We start from the raw sequence: 18,343 nt of genomic DNA, 5'->3' as shown, positions 1-18,343 counted from the left end.
CCCCTGCCCCCGAAACGACGCAGCCGGAGATCCCGCCCGGAAGTTCAGACGACTGGCGGCAGCAGTGCCCTGTGGGCGCTCGCTGCCCGGTCGTCCAGCGACACCGGTGCGGGCTCCGGATGCGGCGCACACGTGACACGCCACCCCGGGGTGGCGCCCGTCAGCAGATACCGCTCCACGTGACGGTCCACGCAGCCGTTGCGTCCGCCGACCACTCCGTGGGAGCCGGCCCCCTTCTCCGTCACCAGCGAAGCCCCGGCGCCGAGCCGCCGCTGGAGTTCCAGCGCACCCGCGTACGGGGTCGCCCCGTCCCGCTCCGCCGCGACCACCAGGGTCCCGGGCAGCCGCTCCGGCTGGGCCCCGACCGCCACCGGCCGCTGCCGCTCGCGCACCGGCCAGGAGGCGCACGGCAGGTTCAGGAAGGCGTTGGCCCAGGCCTCGAAGGGGGCCCTGCGCGCCAGTTCGGTGGTGTCGCGGTCCCAGGTCTCCCAGTCGGCGGGCCAGGAGGCGTCGTTGCACAGCACCGCCGTGTACACCGCCGTCGCGTTCTCCGCCTCGGCCGCCGCTTCCGGGTCGGGTGCGGCCTGGGCGGTCAGCCGCGCCGGATCGCCGCGCAGGAAGGCCGCGAGGGCCGCCGCCCGGTCCGGCCACACGTCGTCGTAGTACACGGCCTGGAGGTAGGCGGCCCGGAGTTCGCCGGTGCCGACGACCCCGCCCGCCGGAGTACGGGCCACCGCGTCCCGGACGCGCGCGTAGCTCGCCTGCACGGCCGCCGGGGTGGCGCCGAGTCCGTACGTGCCGTGGTGCCGGGCCGCCCAGGCGCGGAAGTCGTACCAGCGGCGCTCGAAGCCGCGTGACTGGTCGAGGTTGTTGCGGTACCAGACGCGGCGCGGGTCGGGGTCGACCGCCGAGTCCAGGACCATCCGGCGGACGCGGCCCGGGTGCAGGGTGGCGTACACGGCGCCGAGGTAGGTGCCGTACGAGGCGCCCATGAAGTTCAGCTTCCGCTCGCCGAGCGCGGCCCGCAGGACGTCCAGATCGCGGGCGTTGTCGAGGGTCGTGTAGTACGGCAGGGCCGCGCCGGCCCGCCGCGCGCAGCCGCGGGCGTAGGCCTGGGCGGCCGCGAGGCGCTGCCGCTTGTACGCCGGGGAGGGGGCGGCCGGGTCGGCAGGTTCCTGGGTGGGGCCCCCGGGCCGGGCGGCGGGGTCCTGGCAGGACAGCGGGGCGGAACGGCCGACGCCGCGCGGGGCGTAGCCGACCAGGTCGTAGGCGGCGGCGATCCGCTCCCAGCCGGGGACGTCGGCGAGGAGCGGGAAGTACATGCCGGAGGCTCCGGGGCCGCCGGGGTTGTGGACGAGCGCGCCCTGGCGGGCGGCGCCGCCGGCCCCGGTGGCGGCGACCCGGCTGACGGTGAGGGAGATCTGCGGGCCGTCGGGCCGGGCGTAGTCGAGCGGGACGCGCAGGGTGGCGCACCGGACCGGGCCGGGGAGTTCCTCGGCGTCGGGGCAGCGGCGGAAGTCGAGTCCGCCGCTGCCTCCGGCCGTGGCCAGGGCCGCCGCGCGGCGGGCGGCGAGGGCGGCGCCGGCGGCCTCGGCGGCCGTCCCGCCGAGCGGGCCGGGCGAGGCCGGCCGTGCGGCGTGGGCCGGGACGCAGGGGAGGAGGGAGAGCGCTGCAAGCGCGGCCGCGCAGCCTGCGAGTCCCGTCCGCATGGCGGCCCCTTCCTCTCATCCGATGAACCGATGAGAGGGCCGGGCGGCGGCGTTGTAAAGGATCACCGGCCGGTGTCGGCGCCGATGGCCCCGTTGCCGCGGATTCCGCCCCCGGTTGCCGTAGGACCGGCGGTCAGGAGCTGCTGCCGCAGCTGGAGCTGGACGAACTGCCGCAGCTCGACGAACTGCCGCAGCTGGAGCTGCTCGTGGAACAGCTGGAGCTGCTGCTCGAACAGCCCGATCCACCGCCGGAGCAGCTTGAGCCACCACCCGAGGACCCGCAGCCGCCCGCCGAAGACCCGCAGCCCGAACCGCTGCCGCAGCTCGAACCGCCGCCACCGCCCCCGTCGCTCCCGGCGCACCAGACGATCGGCAGCACCTCGGCCCCCGACCAGTGCGAGGAGCTGTCCGTGCCGTGGGAGTGCGTGCGGTGGGAGTGCGTGGCGCGCGACTGGGCCGCGGCCAGCCGGGTCCCGCGCACGGCGGGCACCAGCTGCCGGCGCAGTGCGGGGTCCCGCAGACCGCGCAGCCCGAACAGCGCCGTCTGCACGTGCGGGGTCCGGTCGTTCAGGTGGGCGGAACGGATCGCGCGCAGCGCCCGCGCGCCCGCGCCGGTGACCCGGCTCTTGGCCCGGGCCGCGCACATCAGTCCCACGACGATGCCGCCCACCAGGACGACCACCACCTTCGCGATGAACGGCACCCCGGAGCCGGAATCGAGGGCGAGCGACACGACGGTCAGCACCAGCGACACCGGGAACAGCAGCAGCGCGCACACGACGGCCTGGACCAGCCCCCAGCGGCGCATGCGGCGCAGCCCGGATCCGGGCGGGGTGATCAGTCCGCGGTCGGCCAGCCCGTCCCCGATCTCCTGGACGGCCGGGTCGCACATGGCGGCGTAGCGCACCTGGTAGAGCCAGCCCGAGGGCGCCCCCTGGTGGGCCTGGAGGACGGCCCGCTCGGCGGGGTCGGCGGCCCGCGCCCCGGGGCGTACCTGGACGATGCCCGGACCGCCGGCCACCAGCCGGCCGTCGCCGAGCATCGAGACGAGCGCGGCGTCCACGACGGTGCCGGGACCGCCCACCAGGAAGGCTGCCTCGGACAGGTCGTGCAGGGCGGGCGCGGGTCCCGCGGACGCGGACCGGGACCTGCGGAGCCCGGCGATCAGCAGGACGGAGGAGAGGAGGACGGCGATCCAGATCGCCACGGCGAGGAGGTTCATGCCGCTCTCCCCGCCAGCGTCCGGGCCCAGCGCACGATCCGGCGGGGCGGCCTGGCCCCGGCCCGGTCCCGCCACCAGGTGGTGAGCCGGCGCCGGGCGGCCGGATCGGCCGGCAGGTCCCGGATCAGCAGGTCCTCGGCGAAGTCCAGCGCGTCCCGGCGGTACCCGGACGTCATGGGGCGGCCCTTGGCGTAGGAGAGGAAGGCTTCGCGGTACGGGTCCGGTCCGCCCAGGATCACGGGCAGCTCGGGAGCCAGCTTCGCCACCACGTCGGCCCGCTTGGCGGCCAGCGCCCGGGCCTGCACCCGGATGCGCCGGCGGTCGAAGCCCTCGGGTACGGGGGTCCCGGCCACCAGCGCCGACAGCAGCGCCGCCTGTCCGAGCGCCACCCGGGTCCGGGCCGACTCCTCGACCGGGCGCCGTTCGGTACCGGGCCCGGTACCGGGCCCGGCGGTGACCCGCTCCCCGGGCGCGGCCGGTCCGGCCGTCACCACGGCGCGGATCGCGGCCAGCTCGCCCGCGAGCTCGGCCTCCGGCGGGAAGTCGTCGTCCCGCTCCAGCAGGACGCCCGCCGGTTCCACCCGGGAGCGCAGCTCGGCCAGCAGGTCGAGCACCACCGGCGGGACCGGGTGCGCGTGGGTGTCGTGCCAGACACCGTTCCGCTCGATGCCGCCCGCCACGTGCACGTACGCCAGCGCCTCCAGCGGGATCGCGTCGAGCACGGCGGCCGGGTCCTCGCCCCGGTTGACCCGGTTGGTGTGCAGGTTGGCCACGTCGATGAGCAGCCGGACACCGGTCCGCTCGACCAGCTCCGTGAGGAACTGCCCTTCCGTCAGCTCCTCGCCGGGCCACGAGAACAGCGCGGCGATGTTCTCCAGCGCCAGCGGGACCGGCAGGGCGTCCTGCGCGATCCGCACGTTCTCGCACAGCACGTCCAGCGCGTCGCGGGTGCGCGGCACCGGCAGCAGGTGCCCCGCCTCCAGCACCGGCGAGGAGGTCCGTACGAAGGCGATGTGCTCGGTGACGAGCGGCGCCCCCAGCGCCACCGCCCGCTCGCCGAGCGCCGCCAGCTTCGCCGGATCGGGGCGGTCCGCACCGCCGAGGCCGAGCGAGACCCCGTGCGGCACGACGCGCGTGCCCCGCTCGCGCAGCCGCAGCAAGGACTCGGGCAGGTGGCCCGGGCATACGTTCTCGGCCACCACCTCGACCCAGTCCAGGCCGGAAAGCCGTTCGACGGCGTCCGCGATCTCGGGCCGCCAGCCGATGCCCACCCCCAGGTGTGCCATGGGCTTCATGTCCCCTCGCCCCCTCTCTTCGCACCGTGTGCCGATGTCATGGCCCCGACGGAGTCGCGCCAATCGCAGGAGGGGACGTTCAGAGGAACATTTGAGGTTCCCGCCTGCCGGGGAACCGCCTCAGAGCCGGGCCCGCAGTGCCGGATGGTCGGCGACCACCGTCGCGCTGCCCGGCGCGATCTCGGTGAATCCGGCGTCCCGGACCACCGGCAGACCGCTGCCGCCCAGCTCGGCCCACCGCTCGCGCGGGGCCGTCCGTACCGCCAGCCGGAAACCGGAATCCTGCCATGCGGTCCGCTCCGCCCCCGTCAGCTCCCACCACGCCAGCTGCGCCGCGTGCCCGGCCTGGGCCATGGCCTTGCCGGCCGACATGTCGAGGCCGGGGTTGAGCCACAGCACCGGCAGACCCGGCTCCGCGGTCGCGGCGACGGGCTCCGGGTCGTCCAGGTCGGTGCCCGACACCTGGAGCTTGGCCAGCTCCTTGGGCCAGCCGTCGAGGGGCACCGGCGGGAAGACCCGTACCTGCGCGCCGTTCCCGTGCACCGTGACGCCCGGCAGGGTCTCCGCCTTGCGCCACTCCGCCCCGCGCGCCCGCCGGACCACCTTGCGGATCCGGGCGTCCTGCCAGTCTCGGACCGCCCTGGCCCACTCGCCCTCGCCGTGCGCCCGCTCGTCGGTCAGCAGGACCAGCACGGCGCGGGCCGCCGTCTCCAGGGCGTCCGTCCGGGCGGGCGGCTCGGCCTTCTCGATCCGCACCACCAGCGGCAGCACGAACTGCGGGGCCTCGTCACGCAGTACGTGCTCCTGGCGGAAGGGGCTGTCCGCCCCGACCGCGGGGACGTCGGAGATGTCGTTCGTGTGCTGGCTGCTCATCCTGCCAAGGATGCCAGCCTCCGCCTTCAGGATGATGCCCCGGGTGGTCGGCCCGGGTGAGGATCGAAGCCATGAAGAGTGATCTTTTCGCGTCCGAGAACCTGGCCCAGGCGGCCGTCGCCCCCGGTATGACCCTGCAGAACGCCAAGTCCGTGAAGTACAACGTCAACGGTGAAATGCTGGCCCGGCAGGGCTCGATGGTCGCCTTCCGCGGCAACCTCCAGTTCGAGCGCAAGGGACAGGGCATAGGCGGCATGCTCAAGCGCGCCGTGACGGGCGAGGGCCTCGCGCTCATGTCCGTACGCGGCCAGGGCGAGGCCTGGTTCGCCCACCGGGCGGGCAACTGCTTCATCATCGACTTCGAGCCCGGTGACGCCCTCACCATCAACGGCCGCAACGTGCTCTGCTTCGACCCGACCCTGTCCTACGAGATCAAGATGGTGAAGGGCGCCGGCATGACCGGCGGCGGCCTCTTCAACAGCCTCTTCACCGGCACCGGCAAGCTCGCCGTCGTCTGCGACGGCCACCCGATCATCATCCCGGTCACCCCCCAGGCCCCGGTCCACGTGGACACGGACGCGGTGGTCGGCTGGAGCGCCCAGCTGGAGACCGGCCTGCACCGCTCCCAGTCGGTCGGCTCGATGATCCGCGGCGGCTCCGGCGAGGCCGTCCAGCTGAAGCTGAGCGGCGAGGGCTTCGTCATCGTCCGCCCGAGCGAGGCGGTCGAGACGGCGGCAGCACACTGAACCTGACCGGCGTGGGCCGCCGCTACGGACGGCGCCGCCCCTGGGTGCTGCGCGGCATCACGCTGGACCTCCCGCGCGGCGCCCTCGTCCGCGTCGAAGGCGGCAACGGCGGCGGCAAGTCCACCCTGCTACGGCTCGTCGCCGGCATCGAGGCCCCGACCGAGGGGCGCGTCAGCGGCCGCCCGCCCCGCACCGGCTACGTGCCCGAACGCTTCCCGGCGGCGCTGCCGCTCACGGCCGCCGGCTACCTGGCCCACATGGGCCGGGTGCACGGGCTGCCGCGCGCCGAGGCGGCCCGCCGGGCGGCCGACCGGCTGGAGCGGTTCGGCGCCGCCCCGTACGCCCGCACCCCGATGGCCGAACTGTCCAAGGGCAGCAGCCAGAAGGTGGCCGTCGCGCAGGCCCTGCTCGCCGAACCGGGGCTGCTCGTCCTCGACGAGGCGTGGACCGGCCTGGACGGCTCCGCCCGCGAGGAGCTGGACCGGGCCGTCGCCGAACGCACCGCCGCCGGAGGCACGGTGGTGTTCGTCGACCACGACCCGCGGCGGCTCGCGGGCGCGGCCGACGCCCACTACCGGGTCGAGGGCGGGGCACTCGTACCGGTGTCCGCGGCGGCCGCGGCTGCCGGGCCCCGCGTACGCATCCACGCGGTCGGCCCGCCCGGCCGGACCCTGCCCCCGGGCCTCACCGCCTCGCCGGCACCCGGCGGGGGAGTGCTGCTCACCGTGGAGGCCGCACGCTCCGACGCGGTCCTGCGCGACCTGCTCACCGCCCGGCCGCCCTGGCACGTCCGAGCCGTGGAGGAACTCCCTTGACCGCCCTGCTCCGTTACCAGGGCGCCCTGCTGCTGCGCTCCCAGCGCTGGCTCGCGCCCCTCCTCACCTACGCCGCCTTCGTGGCCGTCGGAATCCGGCCGGGCGACCCGGCAGCGGACTCCCTCGGGCTCGCGGCAGCCGGACTGGTCCCGGCCACCGCCTGGCTGGTCAGGATCTGCGTGAGCGCCGAACCGGACGCGGCCCGCGACTGCACGGCCGCCGCAGCCGGTCCCGTACGGGTCCACGCGGCGGCCCTGCTCACCGCGTCGGCCGGGGCGCTGCTCGCCGGATCCGGGGCGGCGGCCGTGGCCCTGCTGACCGGCGACCGGGCCGGCGCCGACCCCGGCGCGGCCGCCCTCGCGGGGGCCCTCGCGATGGCGGCCTGCACACTGACCGGCGCGGCCGTGGGCGCCCTGTGCAGCCGCCCGCTGATCCGCCGCCGGGGCTACGCGGTCCTGGCCGGCACCCTCGGCTCCCTGCTCGCCCTGGTCCTCGCGGTCTCCCCGGCCCGCGGCGCGGTGTCCGCCCTGGTCGCGGCGGGACGCTCGGGGACGGTGCCGCTGCCGCTCACGGCGCTGGCGGGCGCGCTGCTGCTGGCCGCCGGGGCCGGCACGACGGCCTGCCTGGCCGCCGCCCGGCGGCGCTAGGTATCCGAAAGGGACGGCCTAGCCGACGTTCGCGGGGGAGGAGCCGCCGGGGACGAGGAGGGTGGGCTCGCCCGTGCCGTCGGCGCGGGCCGACCAGATGTCGCTCGCGCGGCCGCCTCGGCCCGGCAGGGCGTAGGCGAGGGTCGCATCGTCCAGCCACGCGGCCTGGTCGTCGACGCTGTGCGGCTCGGCCAGCGGGTGTTCGCGCATCGTCGCCAGGTCGAGGACGTACAGCCGCCACGGTGCCCGGGGGTCGTCGGAGACCTTCTTCTTGAAGGCGACGCGGGCGCCTTCCGGTGACAGCGAGGGGCATTCGGCGTTCTCCCGCAGGGCCTTCGCCGACCAGGCGCGCAGGTCGCCCTCGACGAGGTGGGTGGCACCCCGGGTGGAGACGGTGGCGTAGAAGCGGTTGTCGTCGGCGGCGAAGGTCACGCCCCAGTAGTTGACGTCCGGGTCGTGGTGGCGGGCTCCGCCGAGGGTCAGCGGGATCTGCTCGATCGACTTGATCAGATAGCCGGTGCGCAGGTCCAGGATCGCCGTCCGGGTGGAGAACGCGGCGGTGTTGTACGAGTCGCCGGTCGTGAAGGTGGTCCAGGACAGGACCTGGCCCGAGGGCGAGACACGGGCCCGGTTCGGGATGCCGGGCACCGTCACCTTGCGGACCTCACGCATGCGCCGGTCGAGTACGAGGGCCTCCGTGCGGGCCGGGACCCCGGGCAGCTTGCGCAGACACAGGGCGTGGTCCCCGGCGGTGTGGAAGCGGTCGCAGGACGGGCCGCCGGTCACCCGCGGCAGACCCGGGCCGCCTTGGCGCGCGATCCGCCCGCCGGCCGTGTCCCGGAAGTAGAGGCCCGGTTCCAGGGTGGCGAAGGAGGCATCGGCCTGCTGCCCGGGCGGCCGTTCACGGTGGCGCGCGTGCAGCACGTAACCCAGCGAGCCGCCCGCCAGCAGCAGGACCGCGGTGACGACGAGGGCGAGGCGCAGCCGGCGGGACGGGGGATTCACGGGGCCTCCGGGGCGGTCGGGACGGTCGGGGGAGCGGCTGGCAGGATGCGCGAGGCGGCCGCGAGCGCCCCGGCCAGCGCGAGGGCCGCGGCCCAGAGGGCGGGCCGCGGCCCCCAGAGGGTCCATGCCGCCCCGAAGCCGGCGGCGCCCAGCAGCCGGGCCAGCGCCTGTCCGGTCTGCAGCACCGCGAGCCCGCCCGCCCGGCCGGCCGCGGGGAGCGCAGGAGCGGCGAGCGCCATCAAGACCCCGTCGGTGGCCGCGTAGAAGAGGCCCAGCAGGGCGAGCACCCCCACGACGGTCGGCGGGGAGACGGGGGCGAGCAGCAGGGCGTACGCGCCGAGCAGGGCGCCGTGCCCGAGCAGGAAGGCCGTCCGGCGCCCGGCGCGGTCGGCGGTCCGGTCGGCGATCCGGCCCACGGGGACGGCGAGCAGCAGGTAGACGGCGGCGGCCCCGAGCGGCAGCAGCGTGAACAGGGCGGGCGGAAGGTCGAGTCCGCGCAGGAGCAGCAGGTAGAGGAAGGCGTCGCCGATGGTGGTGGCGCCGAGCAGGGCCGAGGCGCCGAGCACGCGGCGGAACGCGGGGTCGCGCAGGACCGGCCGGCGCGCCGGGCGGGGCCCGGCCGGGGGAGCGGCGGCCGTCCCCGGCGCCGCGGGCACGTACACGACGAGCAGCAACACACCGAGCAGGCCGGTGCAGAAACTGACGGCGAACACCGCGTCGTAGGCGTCGGCGGTCGCCCACAGCACGGCGAACGCGGCGAGCGGGCCGAGCAGCGCGCCCGTGGTGTCCATGGCGCGGTGCACGCCGAAGGACCGGCCGAGGCTCTCCGGGGGCCCGCTGAGTGAGATGAGGGCGTCGCGCGGGGCGGTACGGATGCCCTTGCCGAGGCGGTCGGCGGCGAGCGCGGCGGCGATCCCGCCCGTCGCGCCCCCGGCGAGGAGCAGTCCGAGCCGGGAGAGCGCGGACAGCAGGTAGCCGGCGCCGGCGACCCGCTTGTGGTGGCCGCGGCGGTCGGCGAGCCGTCCGCCGAGCAGCCGGACGAGGGCGGTGGCTCCGTTGAACATGCCGTCCAGGAAGCCGAACTGGAGGGGGGTCAGGCCCAGGCCCAGGACGAGGTAGAGCGGCAGTACCGCCGTGACCATCTCGGAGGAGATGTCGGTGACGAGGCTGACCGCGCCGAGCGCGAGGACGGCGGCGGGGACGCGCCGCCGCGCCCCTGGGGGGCGGGGCGGCGCGTCCGGGCGGCCGTTGGCGGCCAGGTACATCAGTGGCAGCTGTACTTCGGGCCGGTGTCCTTGACCTGGCCGTCGGTGGCCACGTAGGTCCACCCGTAGCCGGAGTCGGTGAAGTCCAGCTTCACCACGCCGTACGGTCCGCTGATGCGCTTCTGGCTGTTGGGCTGGACCTCCTCGATCGGGTAGGGCTCGGCGCCGCCCATCCCGCCGACGATCTCCACGATCCCGTCGGCGGTCGCCCGGCCCTCGGGGTCCTGCGGGGCGAACCGCTCGTAGTGGTGGTCGTGCCCGTTCAGGACCAGGTCGGCCTTGGCGGCGTAGAGGATCTTCCACACCGGCTTGGAGACGGGGTCGTTGCCGTGCCCGCCGGAGGAGTACAGCGGGTGGTGCCAGTAGGCGGCGACGCACGGCCTGGTGTTGGCGGCGAGGTCCGCCTTCAGCCAGTTGAGCTGGGCGGTCTGGTCGAAGGAGTTGGAGTCGAGGGCGACGAAGTGCCAGTTGCCCTCGTCGAAGCTGTAGTAGCTCCTGCCCTGCGGGTAGGCGATGCTGCCGAAGTACGACTTGTACCCGGCGAGCGGGCCGGCCGGGTCGTACGTCTCGTGGTTGCCGGGGACCGGGCGGGTCTTGGCCTTGAAGGCGCCCCAGCTCTTGTCGTAGTAGGCGCGGTAGTCGGAGAGCCGGGCGTCGTCGTACTGGTTGTCGCCCATCGTCAGGTAGAACTTCGGGTCGATCCGCTGGGCGAGCGCGGCCGTCTTGGGGTGCGCGCAGCCGCTGTCGGAGGCCGTGCACTGCGCGGCGATGTCACCGGCGGCGACGACCGTGAAGGAGCCGCCCGGCGGCGGCCCGTCCCCGGCGGTGCCGTACACCTCGGCCTCGAAGAGCGAGTAGCCGTACGAGGTGCCGCGCGCGGTGCCCTGGACGCGCAGGTAGCGGCCCTTGCCGGACAGGCCGGTCCAGTCGTCGGTGCCGCCGTTGCCGGCGGTCTCGGTGGCGAGCGTGGTCCAGGCGGCACCGTCGGCGGAGACCTCGACGCGGTACGCCTTGGCGTAGGCGGCCTCCCAGGTGAGCCGTACCCGCGAGACGGTGGCCCCGGCGCCGAGGTCGACCCGGATCCACTGCGGGTCCTTGCCCTCGGCGCTGGCCCAGCGGGTGGCCGGGTCGCCGTCGAAGGCGTTCTTCGCGCCCAGCGAGGAGGACTCGGTGGAGGAGGCGGTGGCGGGCTTCCCGCGGGATATGAGGGGGTCGGCGGCGGCCCCGGCCCGTCCGGGCCAGGCCAGGAGGAGCCCGCCGACGAGGGTGAGGGCGGCGAGGCCGGTGAGGGCGGTGAGGAGGAGGGTGCGAAGTCTGCCGCGTAACAGAGGGGGGTGAGCGGAGGCGTTCAGGCGGTTCAGGCGCATACCTGGAACTCCCTGCCTTGAGGGGCGGCGAGAGCTGGACACTGGCACGGGGCGCCGCACCCGCCCGCGGGACGGGCAGGGGGCGGCGCCACAGCGGCCGGGTCAGAGCTCTCACTGAGCGCGTCATGCCCGTGGGGGTGGGCACCGCGCCAAGCCGCCGCCCGGGACACTAACAGGAAGGAAAGTTTCCTACCAGTACTCCGGCGGCAGTTGTCCGGCCGTCGCAGGCAGTTGTCCGTAAGCCGTCCGCCGGTAGGCTCGTACGCATGGACCGGCCGGACGAGACCCCGTCGCAGCACACTCCGTCGCAGCAGTCCCCGTCGTACTGCCCGGCACCCGCCGCCCCGGCCGGCCGGGTGGCGGGACCGCCGTACGCGGACTGTCCGGAGTGCGGAAAGCCCACCGAGTACGGGGTCGCCACCCCTGGCGTGGTGCTCTGCCCGGTGTGCGAGTGGCAGGAAGCCCAGCGCACCGCCTGTTCCGGCTAGGACATGCCCTGGGAACGGCCGGGTCCGCGCTACTTGCCGATCAGCTCGGAGACCTTCACGAAGCGGTAGCCGCGTTTGCGCAGCTCCGGGACGATCCGCTGGACGGCCTCCTCGGTGACCGGGGCGGCGCTGCGCGTGCAGTGCATGACCACCACCGAGCCGGGCTTCACGCCGCCGAGCACCTGCTCGGCCACGGCGCCCGGGTCCTTGGCGAAGGCGTCCCCGCTGACCACGTCCCACTGGACGGCCGTGACCTTGGCCGTGGACAGGGCCCGCAGCGCCTGGTCGTCGTAGCAGCCGCCGGGGAAGCGGAAGTACGGGACGGTGTTGACCGCGCCCGCCTGCCGGAAGGCCGCGAAGGCCCGGTCGACGTCGGCGCGGGCGGCCGCGGCGTCGAGCGCGGGCAGCCCGTAGCAGGGGGACTTGAAGGCGTGGTGGCTGTACGAGTGGTTCGCGATCTCGAAGTTCGGGTCGGTGCCGATGGACTTGGCCTGGTCCGGGTACTCCTCGGCCCAGCGGCCCGTCATGAAGATCGTCGAGGGAACCTTGAGGGTGCGCAGGGTCGAGATCAGCGCGGGGTTGTCGAAGTGTTCGCCGTCCGCGGCGCGCGGACCCTGGTCGGAGGTCATGTCGGCGTCGAAGGTCAGCGCCACGGTCTTGTCCGTCTGCTGCTTCGCCCGTTCGAAGACGGGGGTCAGGCCGTTCGGGCCCGGCGCCATGGTCGGGGGCTTGGCGGGCGCACCGGCCTGCGGGGACGCGGCGGGCGATCCGGAGGCGGAGGCCGACGCGGAGGGGGACGCCGAGGCGGCGGGGGTGCCCATACGGGCCTCGCGGCCGGCGTCCGGCGCGCCGGCGCCGCCCCCGCATCCCGCGAGGGCGGCGCCGAGCACCGCCGTGGCAGCTGCGGCAGCTACTTTTCGTACGGAATTGGTCACGTACGCAAACTATATGACTAACTGATCAGATGAATGAACGACAGGCGGTCGGGCGGAACTCACCCCGCCAGCAGCCTCCTGCGGCACTCCTCGACGTCGAAGTCCCCCTTCGGATACTGCGGATCGATGTCCTCCAGATGCTCCCGCAGCAGCGTGCTGATGGCCCAGTTGCGGTACCACTTGCGGTCCGCGGGCACCACGTACCAGGGCGCCGCATCGGTGGAGCAGCGCTCCAGCGCCACCTCGTACGCCTCCTGGTACGCGGGCCACGCACTGCGCTCCTCGATGTCACCCACGTCGAACTTCCAGTGCTTGTCCGGGTTGTCCAGCCGCTCCAGGAGCCGGGCCCGCTGCTTCTCGTAGCTGATGTGGAGGAAGACCTTCACCACGGTCACGCCGTCGTCCGCGAGGGCCTTCTCGAACCGGTTGATCTGGGCGTACCGGGCGCGCACCCGGTTGCGCGGCACCAGCTCGCGGACCCGGGCGATGAGCACGTCCTCGTAGTGGGAACGGTCGAAGATGCCGATCTCGCCCGACCGGGGGAGCTCCTGCTTGATCCGCCAGAGGAAGGGGTGGCCCAGCTCCTCCGCCGTGGGTGCCTTGAAGGCCTTGATCCGGCAGCCGGAGGGGTTGAACAGACCGATCACGTGCTTGAGGGTGCCGCCCTTGCCGCTGGTGTCCATGCCCTGGAGGACGAGGAGCACCCGGCGGCGGTCACCGGCGGTGCTCGCCGCGTAGAGCCGCTCCTGGAGGGATCCGAGCGGCTGCGCCAGCAGAGCGGTGGCTGCCGCCCCGGCCGCCTTGCCGGCGGGGCCGCCGGGAGTCGAGGAGGGGTCGAGGCGGCCGAGGTCCGGCCGTTCGCCCGGGGTCACGCGCAGCAACTCCCGCAGCGGCGGGGCCCCGGAGCCGCCGTCCTCGGAGCGCTTCCCGGGCTTGGCGGCCTTCTCGAGTCCGGCCGCCTTCTCCTGCTTCGGGGCCTTCTCCCGATTCCCGGACTTCCCGGACTTCTCGGACTTCGCCGCTTTCCGCTTCTCGTTCCGCTTCCCGGCCATCGCTGACCACCCCAATCCCGTCGGTTCCGTACGATCTTCCAGCAGACCGAACGGGAGCGCGAGGTCAGTGCCAGTGGAGCCGGGACCGGGTCTGGGCCAGGCTCTACCGCGTGATCCTCGATGCACTCGGGATGCGGGGCGAGCCGGACTGGTCGCGGTGCGCGATCGACTCCGTCAGCCTGCGGGCCGCAAAAGGGGGCCAGTGACGGGACCGAATCCGACCGACCGCGGGAAAGTTGGGATCGAAGATCCACCTGATCTGTGACCGGAACGGATTGCCGCTGTCTCTGGGAATTCCGGCGCGAACATGCATGACAGTCAGGGTTTGGGACCGCTCGTGCGCGGCATTCCGCCCATCCGCTCCCGCCGCGGGCCCCGGCGCCGGCGTCCGGAGAAACTGCACGAGGACAAGCGCTACGACTACGACCACCTGCGGCGATGGCTCCATCGTGGGTGGTGGGAAGAACCGTGCCTTGGTGGCCGGCTGTCGCAGGCTCCACCGCCGCTATGAACGCAAGGCCGAGCACTTCCTTGCCTTCGTCGGCATAGCCGCAGCCCTCATCGGCTACCGCCGATTGGCGACCCTGCTCACGGCCTGAGCCGGTCCTGCAGGACGGTGCAGGGTCGTTCGCCGAGGAGTCGACGTGACCCGAGCTGGAGCGGTTCTGCTTGAACCACCGGTCCCGGATAGGGAAGTGCTCATCCCTGGTCAGCCGGACCGGGTACGGCGAAGGGGCGAACACACCAGGCGGGTGTGCCCGCCTCTCCGGAGTCGTCCGGGCGGTCGCTCGACGGCCTGTGGAGCGGGAAGGGCGGCTCACGCCAACGTGACGATGACGGGCTTGCCGTCGGTCGTACACGAGGAATCACATGCCGGGATCGCTTCCCCGAAACGTTCCGCCGCCGGTCCTTAGCCGTTCGGGTTCCACTCCAACGAGGAGACGATCGTGCCGGGCAGCTCGTAGTGATGGTCGCCCTCGTACCAGTCGCTCTTCGGGCTGTTCAGCGAGTAGCCGTTCGCTCCGGTGACGTTGTCGACCCAGACCTCTCCAGCCGCCAGACCGCAGAAGTGCTGATGGGCGTCGAACGAGACCGATACCCCCGAGGCGTTTTCGGCGTAAACGACATAGTTCATCGCGTTGTCGCCGGCGACGGCATTGTAGTAATTCGACGTGTACACAGCGACCTCGCCCGGCGAAAGGATCTGCACCGCGTCTCCGTAGGCCACCGCCGTGGTTTTCTGCGGGTATCCCTGTACGGTCATGATGACGGGTGTGTTGTTCTTGATGACCGTCACCAAGTTGTTGCACAAGAAATCGACGCCGAGATCCGATGACCAGCCTTGGTTGGTGGGCGGATTCATAGTGGCCGGGTATTTCGGGTGGTACGAGATCACCGGAGTGCCGGGACGGGCCAAGCCGCCGGAGACGTCGAGGACATTTCCGTTCATCAGGCTCCGGATGAGGCCGTCGCCGGCGATCGCCCACTGCTGATTCGGTGCACCGGTGTAGTCGTTGATCTGGACTCTGGCGCTGTCGCTCGGATCGGAGTCGGCGATCTCCACGACCTTACCGGACCCGTTGTAGAGGTAGAGGTTGTTGACGTAGCTCCAACTCTGGTTCGGGGGGTAGGAGGCGTTGTACGGATTGATGACGAGCTGTGCACCCGACTGGGGCGAGGCCCCTTCGACGTCCAGCACCAGGTTCTGGCCCAGCCAGGTCGAGATGAATGCCCAGAACATCGGTCGCGGAACCAGTGTGTCGGGGGCCGTCCAGGTGGCGGTGAGGATCACGCCCGCCCCTTGGTCCAGGGCAGCGAGGGAGGCCAGGTCGCTGGCCAGATGAGCCTCCACCACAGGGATGACGGGCTCGACCTCGGGGGGCATCGTGCCGAGTAGTTCCTTGAACGTGCCACTGTCCCGCAGGGCAGTTACGGCCGCGCCCGGGAGGATGAAATCGTATCCCCAGGCGTAGGCATTGGCCGAAATGGTGGCGAGATTCGGGACCGCAGCAGCCGACTCCGGTACGGGACCAGGATTCAGGTCCCGCCTCGGGCCGGTTGCGTCCTTCTTTTCCTGGAACGATCGCCGTAGTGCCAGCAGCGACTCCAGTTCTGTACCGGAGAGAGCCCCCGAAGGGCGTGCACGTTCAGCCATGATCACGTCTCCACTCGTCGATGGTAAGGGAGGCCCGGCAGCGAAGAATCGGGTCAACAGGACGAAAACCTGCCGCCTCGTCACCGACACGCTATGGCTGCCCCCTGAACCCCGCTACTCGAAGCGGGCACCGGTCTCCGCGACCGTGCGGGGTAGGCCGTTGTCGGCCGCGGTGGCCTCGGCTTCTGCGAGGGCCCGGTGGAACGAGGCCGGCCCCGGGACTGTCGGGCCCACGCGGTGAGTTGTCGCTCCACTCCAGCCGGCACGCCTCGTCACTGGGGAAAAGAGAAGCCCAATTCACCTAGGCGGGGCACGCGCCGCCTAGGACCGTGATCGTTCTCACCCATATCCGACTGTATCGACTTTCCCTGACGCTCCATAAGAAACGACCTCTTGGCCGCCGCGCAGGTTACCGCGGACCTGCCGGTTCCCGGCGTCCGCAGAACGGTGCTGCCCGTGACGCCCGGGCCCCTGCCGAGCCGTGGCGGAGCGGGACGTGCATGAAGCCTCACGGACGAGGGGAAGGCCAGGGGGACCTCAGGGGGGACCATGGACGGCACATCACCTGAATCCCGTACCTTGCTGAGCAAGTTCCGTATCGCCCTGCGATCTGCGTTCTCCTGGGGGGGATTGAGCCTGGCCCTGGTCTCCAACGGCCGTGTCGGGTTCGGCTGGTCCGTGCTCAACGAGCTCGCGGTCTTCGCCGCCGCCGGTGTTGCCATCCCCTTCCACTACGACCTGTTCCTACGGGACGCCGAACGGCAGCGGTTCCTCGGAGAGATGAACCGGCTGCCCGACGAGCGGCTGCCTGTCCGTGAAGGCAGCGTTCATCGCCGGCGCGAGTTCCGAGATCATCGAAGTCGGAATTTCGCTGCGCAGCCTGGCGAGCCTGTTCGTCTCACGTCCCGAGCGGGATTTCACCGAACCGGTACGCCGGCTCCTGAGCCAGGGCGTGAACATCACCTACGTCGTGGCGGACCCCCGAATCGGTGCTGCTCGGGGAGTACAGCCGGAGCATCGGCGACCCCCGCTTGCCGCAACGGGCGTCCGACTCCGCTCGCCAGCTGCTGGAGATCGCCCGGGTATTCGAGTCCGAAGGACACCCCGGAGGACCGACGGTGCGCTTCACTCGGTACCTGACCTCCTACATAAGCGTCGTGGACGCTGAATCCGAGACGGGGCGCTGTCGTACTTCCCCTGTCCGGTCGGCGTGCGCAGGTCCGACTCGCCCGTGCTCGACATTTCGCGGAGTGCTCAGCCCGAGCTGTTCGAACGCTGCGCGACCTACGCGCGGACCGCTCTGCGCGACAGCACGCCCGCGGATCTTCCGTGAGCGGCACCGGGCCCCCGGCGAAGACGATCACGATCGACGCACGCCCTGGGCACGGCCTAGTGCCAGGGCCCCGTCACCGCGAACGTGGTCCCCGGCGCATAGGCGTTCACGTACATCGTCCGCCCGTCCGGGGAGAAGGTGACCCCGGCGAACTCCCCCCACTCCGGGGCCCCCGGCCGGCCGATGTCCTCGGCGTTGCGGGCCATCGGATAGACCTCACCGCCCACCGTCACCCCGAAGACGTACTGTGCGCCGCCGCCGTCCTCGCACACCATCAGCCCGCCGTCCGGGGCCAGGCAGATGTTGTCGGGGGAGTCCCCGGGCATCGCGATGTCGGCGGCCGGGCCGAAGCGCACGTCCAGGCGCAGCCGGGCGCGCCGCGGATCGTAGAACCACACCTGCCCGTGGTGGTCGGCGGCCGCGCCCTCGCCGCTGCGCGCGAAGCTGGACACGAAGTGCACCCCGCCGTCGCCCCAGTAGCAGCCCTCCAGCTTCTGCGCGTGGGTGATCCCGCCCGGCCCGAAGTCCTGGAGCCGGATCGGCGTTCCGGCCGCCGACGGGTCCGGTACGGGCACCCACTCCACCGGGAACTCCGCCCCCGGCTCGTCCACCACCGCCAGGTCCGCGAGCCCCGGCACCCGCAGGGCCTCCAGCCGGCCCCCGGCCCGCAGCGAGCCGAGCCCGCCGAGCGGCCGCTCCGGCAGGAACCGGTAGAACAGCCCGAACGGCCGGACGAAGGCGTCCTCGGTCTCGTAGACGACCCCGCGGTACGGGTCCACGGCGACGGCCTCGTGCGCGAAGCGGCCCATCGCGGTGAGCGGGACCGCGCCCGAGCGGTGCGGGTCGGCCGGGTCCACCTCGAATACGTAGCCGTGGTCGCGGGTGTAGCCGGACGTGCCCGCGCGGTCCTCGGTCTCCTCGCAGCTCAGCCAGGTGTTCCAGGGGGTGCGGCCGCCCGCGCAGTTGACGGCGGTGCCCGCGAGGGCGACGCGCTCGCCGGTGACCCGCCCGGCCGCGTCCAGTTCCAGGGCGGTGCAGCCGCCGAGGGCCTGGGGGTCGTAGGTCAGTCCCGGGACGGCGGGGACGCGCAGGGCGGCGGTGGTGCGGTTCTCGTGGTTGCGGACGAGGCGCACGCGGCCGCCGCCGGCCTCGAAGGCGGCCATGCCGTCGCAGTTGGCGGGCACGGGCCCCTCGCCGGAGCGCAGCGGCCCGCCGGCCCGGGAGAGCACCTGGTAGGTGAACCCGGCGGGCAGGTCGAGCAGCCCGCGCGGGTCGGCCACCAGCGGCCCGTAGCCGCGGTACGTGCGGGGGGTCCGCGGGGCCCGGGCGGCGGCCGGGGAGCCGCCACCGGCGAACAGCGCGCCGAGCACCCCGCTGAAGGCGATCCCGCCCGCGGCGAGCAGGCTGCGCCGGGTGACGGACATGGGCGGCTCCCC

Annotated in this window: 16 protein-coding genes and 1 pseudogene; 5 read left to right on the top strand and 12 right to left on the bottom strand. The window is 73.2% G+C overall.

What is annotated here, in order from left to right:
• Positions 1-44 precede the first annotated feature (44 nt).
• From KO717_RS08355 to KO717_RS08340, 4 genes are all read right to left on the bottom strand, one after another.
• Complete coding sequence (locus tag KO717_RS08355; RefSeq protein ID WP_301365497.1) at positions 45-1,709, bottom strand: alpha/beta hydrolase; 1,665 nt, start codon at positions 1,707-1,709, stop codon at positions 45-47.
• Between the two features lie 133 nt (positions 1,710-1,842).
• Entirely contained in the window at positions 1,843-2,931 is a 1,089-nt protein-coding gene (locus KO717_RS08350; protein ID WP_301365496.1) for a TIGR04222 domain-containing membrane protein, read from the bottom strand.
• Positions 2,928-4,226: a DUF692 domain-containing protein gene (locus KO717_RS08345; protein ID WP_301365495.1), complete on the bottom strand. Its 1,299-nt coding sequence runs from the start codon at positions 4,224-4,226 to the stop codon at positions 2,928-2,930. The genes KO717_RS08350 and KO717_RS08345 overlap by 4 nt, the downstream gene beginning before the upstream one ends.
• 120 nt (positions 4,227-4,346) lie before the next feature.
• Positions 4,347-5,099 carry a peptidyl-tRNA hydrolase gene (locus KO717_RS08340; RefSeq protein WP_301365493.1) on the bottom strand — a complete coding sequence of 251 codons (753 nt, stop codon included), beginning with the start codon at positions 5,097-5,099 and terminating at the stop codon, positions 4,347-4,349.
• A gap of 71 nt (positions 5,100-5,170) precedes the next feature.
• Between KO717_RS08340 and KO717_RS08335 the strand changes: the two genes are divergently transcribed.
• Genes KO717_RS08335 through KO717_RS08325 form a run of 3 tightly spaced genes read left to right on the top strand, consistent with a single transcriptional unit; the run spans position 5,171 to position 7,307 of the window.
• Positions 5,171-5,845, top strand: coding sequence for an AIM24 family protein (locus KO717_RS08335; protein ID WP_301365491.1), 675 nt, complete (start codon positions 5,171-5,173; stop codon positions 5,843-5,845).
• A complete protein-coding gene (locus tag KO717_RS08330) occupies positions 5,842-6,660 on the top strand; it encodes an ABC transporter ATP-binding protein (RefSeq protein ID WP_301374419.1) in 819 nt (272 codons plus the stop codon). Before KO717_RS08335 ends, KO717_RS08330 begins: the two co-directional genes overlap by 4 nt.
• Positions 6,657-7,307, top strand: a complete 651-nt coding sequence (locus KO717_RS08325) for an ABC transporter (protein WP_301365489.1) — start codon at positions 6,657-6,659, stop codon at positions 7,305-7,307. The genes KO717_RS08330 and KO717_RS08325 overlap by 4 nt, the downstream gene beginning before the upstream one ends.
• Positions 7,308-7,325: 18 nt before the next feature.
• Here the strand turns inward: KO717_RS08325 and KO717_RS08320 are convergent, their stop codons facing one another.
• Genes KO717_RS08320 through KO717_RS08310 form a run of 3 tightly spaced genes read right to left on the bottom strand, consistent with a single transcriptional unit; the run spans position 7,326 to position 10,944 of the window.
• Complete coding sequence (locus KO717_RS08320) at positions 7,326-8,312, bottom strand: TolB family protein (RefSeq protein WP_301365487.1); 987 nt, start codon at positions 8,310-8,312, stop codon at positions 7,326-7,328.
• Positions 8,309-9,577 carry an MFS transporter gene (locus KO717_RS08315; protein ID WP_301365485.1) on the bottom strand — a complete coding sequence of 423 codons (1,269 nt, stop codon included), beginning with the start codon at positions 9,575-9,577 and terminating at the stop codon, positions 8,309-8,311. Before KO717_RS08315 ends, KO717_RS08320 begins: the two co-directional genes overlap by 4 nt.
• Complete coding sequence (locus KO717_RS08310) at positions 9,577-10,944, bottom strand: discoidin domain-containing protein (protein WP_301365484.1); 1,368 nt, start codon at positions 10,942-10,944, stop codon at positions 9,577-9,579. The genes KO717_RS08315 and KO717_RS08310 overlap by 1 nt, the downstream gene beginning before the upstream one ends.
• A 266-nt stretch (positions 10,945-11,210) precedes the next feature.
• On the opposite strand from KO717_RS08310, the gene KO717_RS08305 reads away from it, so the two are divergent.
• Positions 11,211-11,432 (top strand): hypothetical protein, encoded by a 222-nt coding sequence (locus KO717_RS08305; RefSeq protein ID WP_301365482.1) that lies wholly within the window; start codon positions 11,211-11,213, stop codon positions 11,430-11,432.
• A gap of 29 nt (positions 11,433-11,461) precedes the next feature.
• Here KO717_RS08305 and KO717_RS08300 read toward each other — a convergent pair whose 3' ends face one another.
• Positions 11,462-12,367 carry a polysaccharide deacetylase family protein gene (locus KO717_RS08300; RefSeq protein WP_301365480.1) on the bottom strand — a complete coding sequence of 302 codons (906 nt, stop codon included), beginning with the start codon at positions 12,365-12,367 and terminating at the stop codon, positions 11,462-11,464.
• A 59-nt stretch (positions 12,368-12,426) separates the two neighbouring features.
• Entirely contained in the window at positions 12,427-13,419 is a 993-nt protein-coding gene (locus tag KO717_RS08295; RefSeq protein ID WP_301365478.1) for a PPK2 family polyphosphate kinase, read from the bottom strand.
• A 50-nt stretch (positions 13,420-13,469) separates the two neighbouring features.
• Here KO717_RS08295 and KO717_RS08290 point away from each other — a divergent pair.
• Positions 13,470-14,018, top strand: a pseudogene (locus KO717_RS08290) (transposase); the annotation flags it as partial.
• 311 nt (positions 14,019-14,329) lie between these two features.
• Here KO717_RS08290 and KO717_RS08285 read toward each other — a convergent pair.
• From KO717_RS08285 to KO717_RS08275, 3 genes are all read right to left on the bottom strand, one after another.
• Positions 14,330-15,574 (bottom strand): RICIN domain-containing protein, encoded by a 1,245-nt coding sequence (locus KO717_RS08285; protein ID WP_301365477.1) that lies wholly within the window; start codon positions 15,572-15,574, stop codon positions 14,330-14,332.
• A gap of 744 nt (positions 15,575-16,318) precedes the next feature.
• Positions 16,319-16,534, bottom strand: a complete 216-nt coding sequence (locus KO717_RS08280) for a hypothetical protein (protein ID WP_301365476.1) — start codon at positions 16,532-16,534, stop codon at positions 16,319-16,321.
• A 429-nt stretch (positions 16,535-16,963) separates the two neighbouring features.
• Complete coding sequence (locus KO717_RS08275) at positions 16,964-18,331, bottom strand: alkaline phosphatase PhoX (protein WP_301365474.1); 1,368 nt, start codon at positions 18,329-18,331, stop codon at positions 16,964-16,966.
• Positions 18,332-18,343 lie beyond the last annotated feature (12 nt).

The sequence above is a fragment of the Streptomyces xanthophaeus genome, assembly GCF_030440515.1.
GTDB lineage: Bacteria > Actinomycetota > Actinomycetes > Streptomycetales > Streptomycetaceae > Streptomyces > Streptomyces kutzneri.
This window is presented reverse-complemented; position numbering and strand designations above follow the sequence as displayed.

Bases quoted from the DNA above. Each gene is read 5' to 3' on its own strand.
- KO717_RS08355 (WP_301365497.1), bottom strand. From the start codon at position 1,709: ATGCGGACGGGACTCGCAGGCTGCGCGGCCGCGCTTGCAGCGCTCTCC.
- KO717_RS08350 (WP_301365496.1), bottom strand. From the start codon at position 2,931: ATGAACCTCCTCGCCGTGGCGATCTGGATCGCCGTCCTCCTCTCCTCC.
- KO717_RS08345 (WP_301365495.1), bottom strand. From the start codon at position 4,226: ATGAAGCCCATGGCACACCTGGGGGTGGGCATCGGCTGGCGGCCCGAG.
- KO717_RS08340 (WP_301365493.1), bottom strand. From the start codon at position 5,099: ATGAGCAGCCAGCACACGAACGACATCTCCGACGTCCCCGCGGTCGGG.
- KO717_RS08335 (WP_301365491.1), top strand. From the start codon at position 5,171: ATGAAGAGTGATCTTTTCGCGTCCGAGAACCTGGCCCAGGCGGCCGTC.
- KO717_RS08315 (WP_301365485.1), bottom strand. From the start codon at position 9,577: ATGTACCTGGCCGCCAACGGCCGCCCGGACGCGCCGCCCCGCCCCCCA.
- KO717_RS08310 (WP_301365484.1), bottom strand. From the start codon at position 10,944: ATGCGCCTGAACCGCCTGAACGCCTCCGCTCACCCCCCTCTGTTACGC.
- KO717_RS08305 (WP_301365482.1), top strand. From the start codon at position 11,211: ATGGACCGGCCGGACGAGACCCCGTCGCAGCACACTCCGTCGCAGCAG.
- KO717_RS08295 (WP_301365478.1), bottom strand. From the start codon at position 13,419: ATGGCCGGGAAGCGGAACGAGAAGCGGAAAGCGGCGAAGTCCGAGAAG.
- KO717_RS08285 (WP_301365477.1), bottom strand. From the start codon at position 15,574: ATGGCTGAACGTGCACGCCCTTCGGGGGCTCTCTCCGGTACAGAACTG.
- KO717_RS08280 (WP_301365476.1), bottom strand. From the start codon at position 16,534: ATGTTCACGCCCTGGCTCAGGAGCCGGCGTACCGGTTCGGTGAAATCC.
- KO717_RS08275 (WP_301365474.1), bottom strand. From the start codon at position 18,331: ATGTCCGTCACCCGGCGCAGCCTGCTCGCCGCGGGCGGGATCGCCTTC.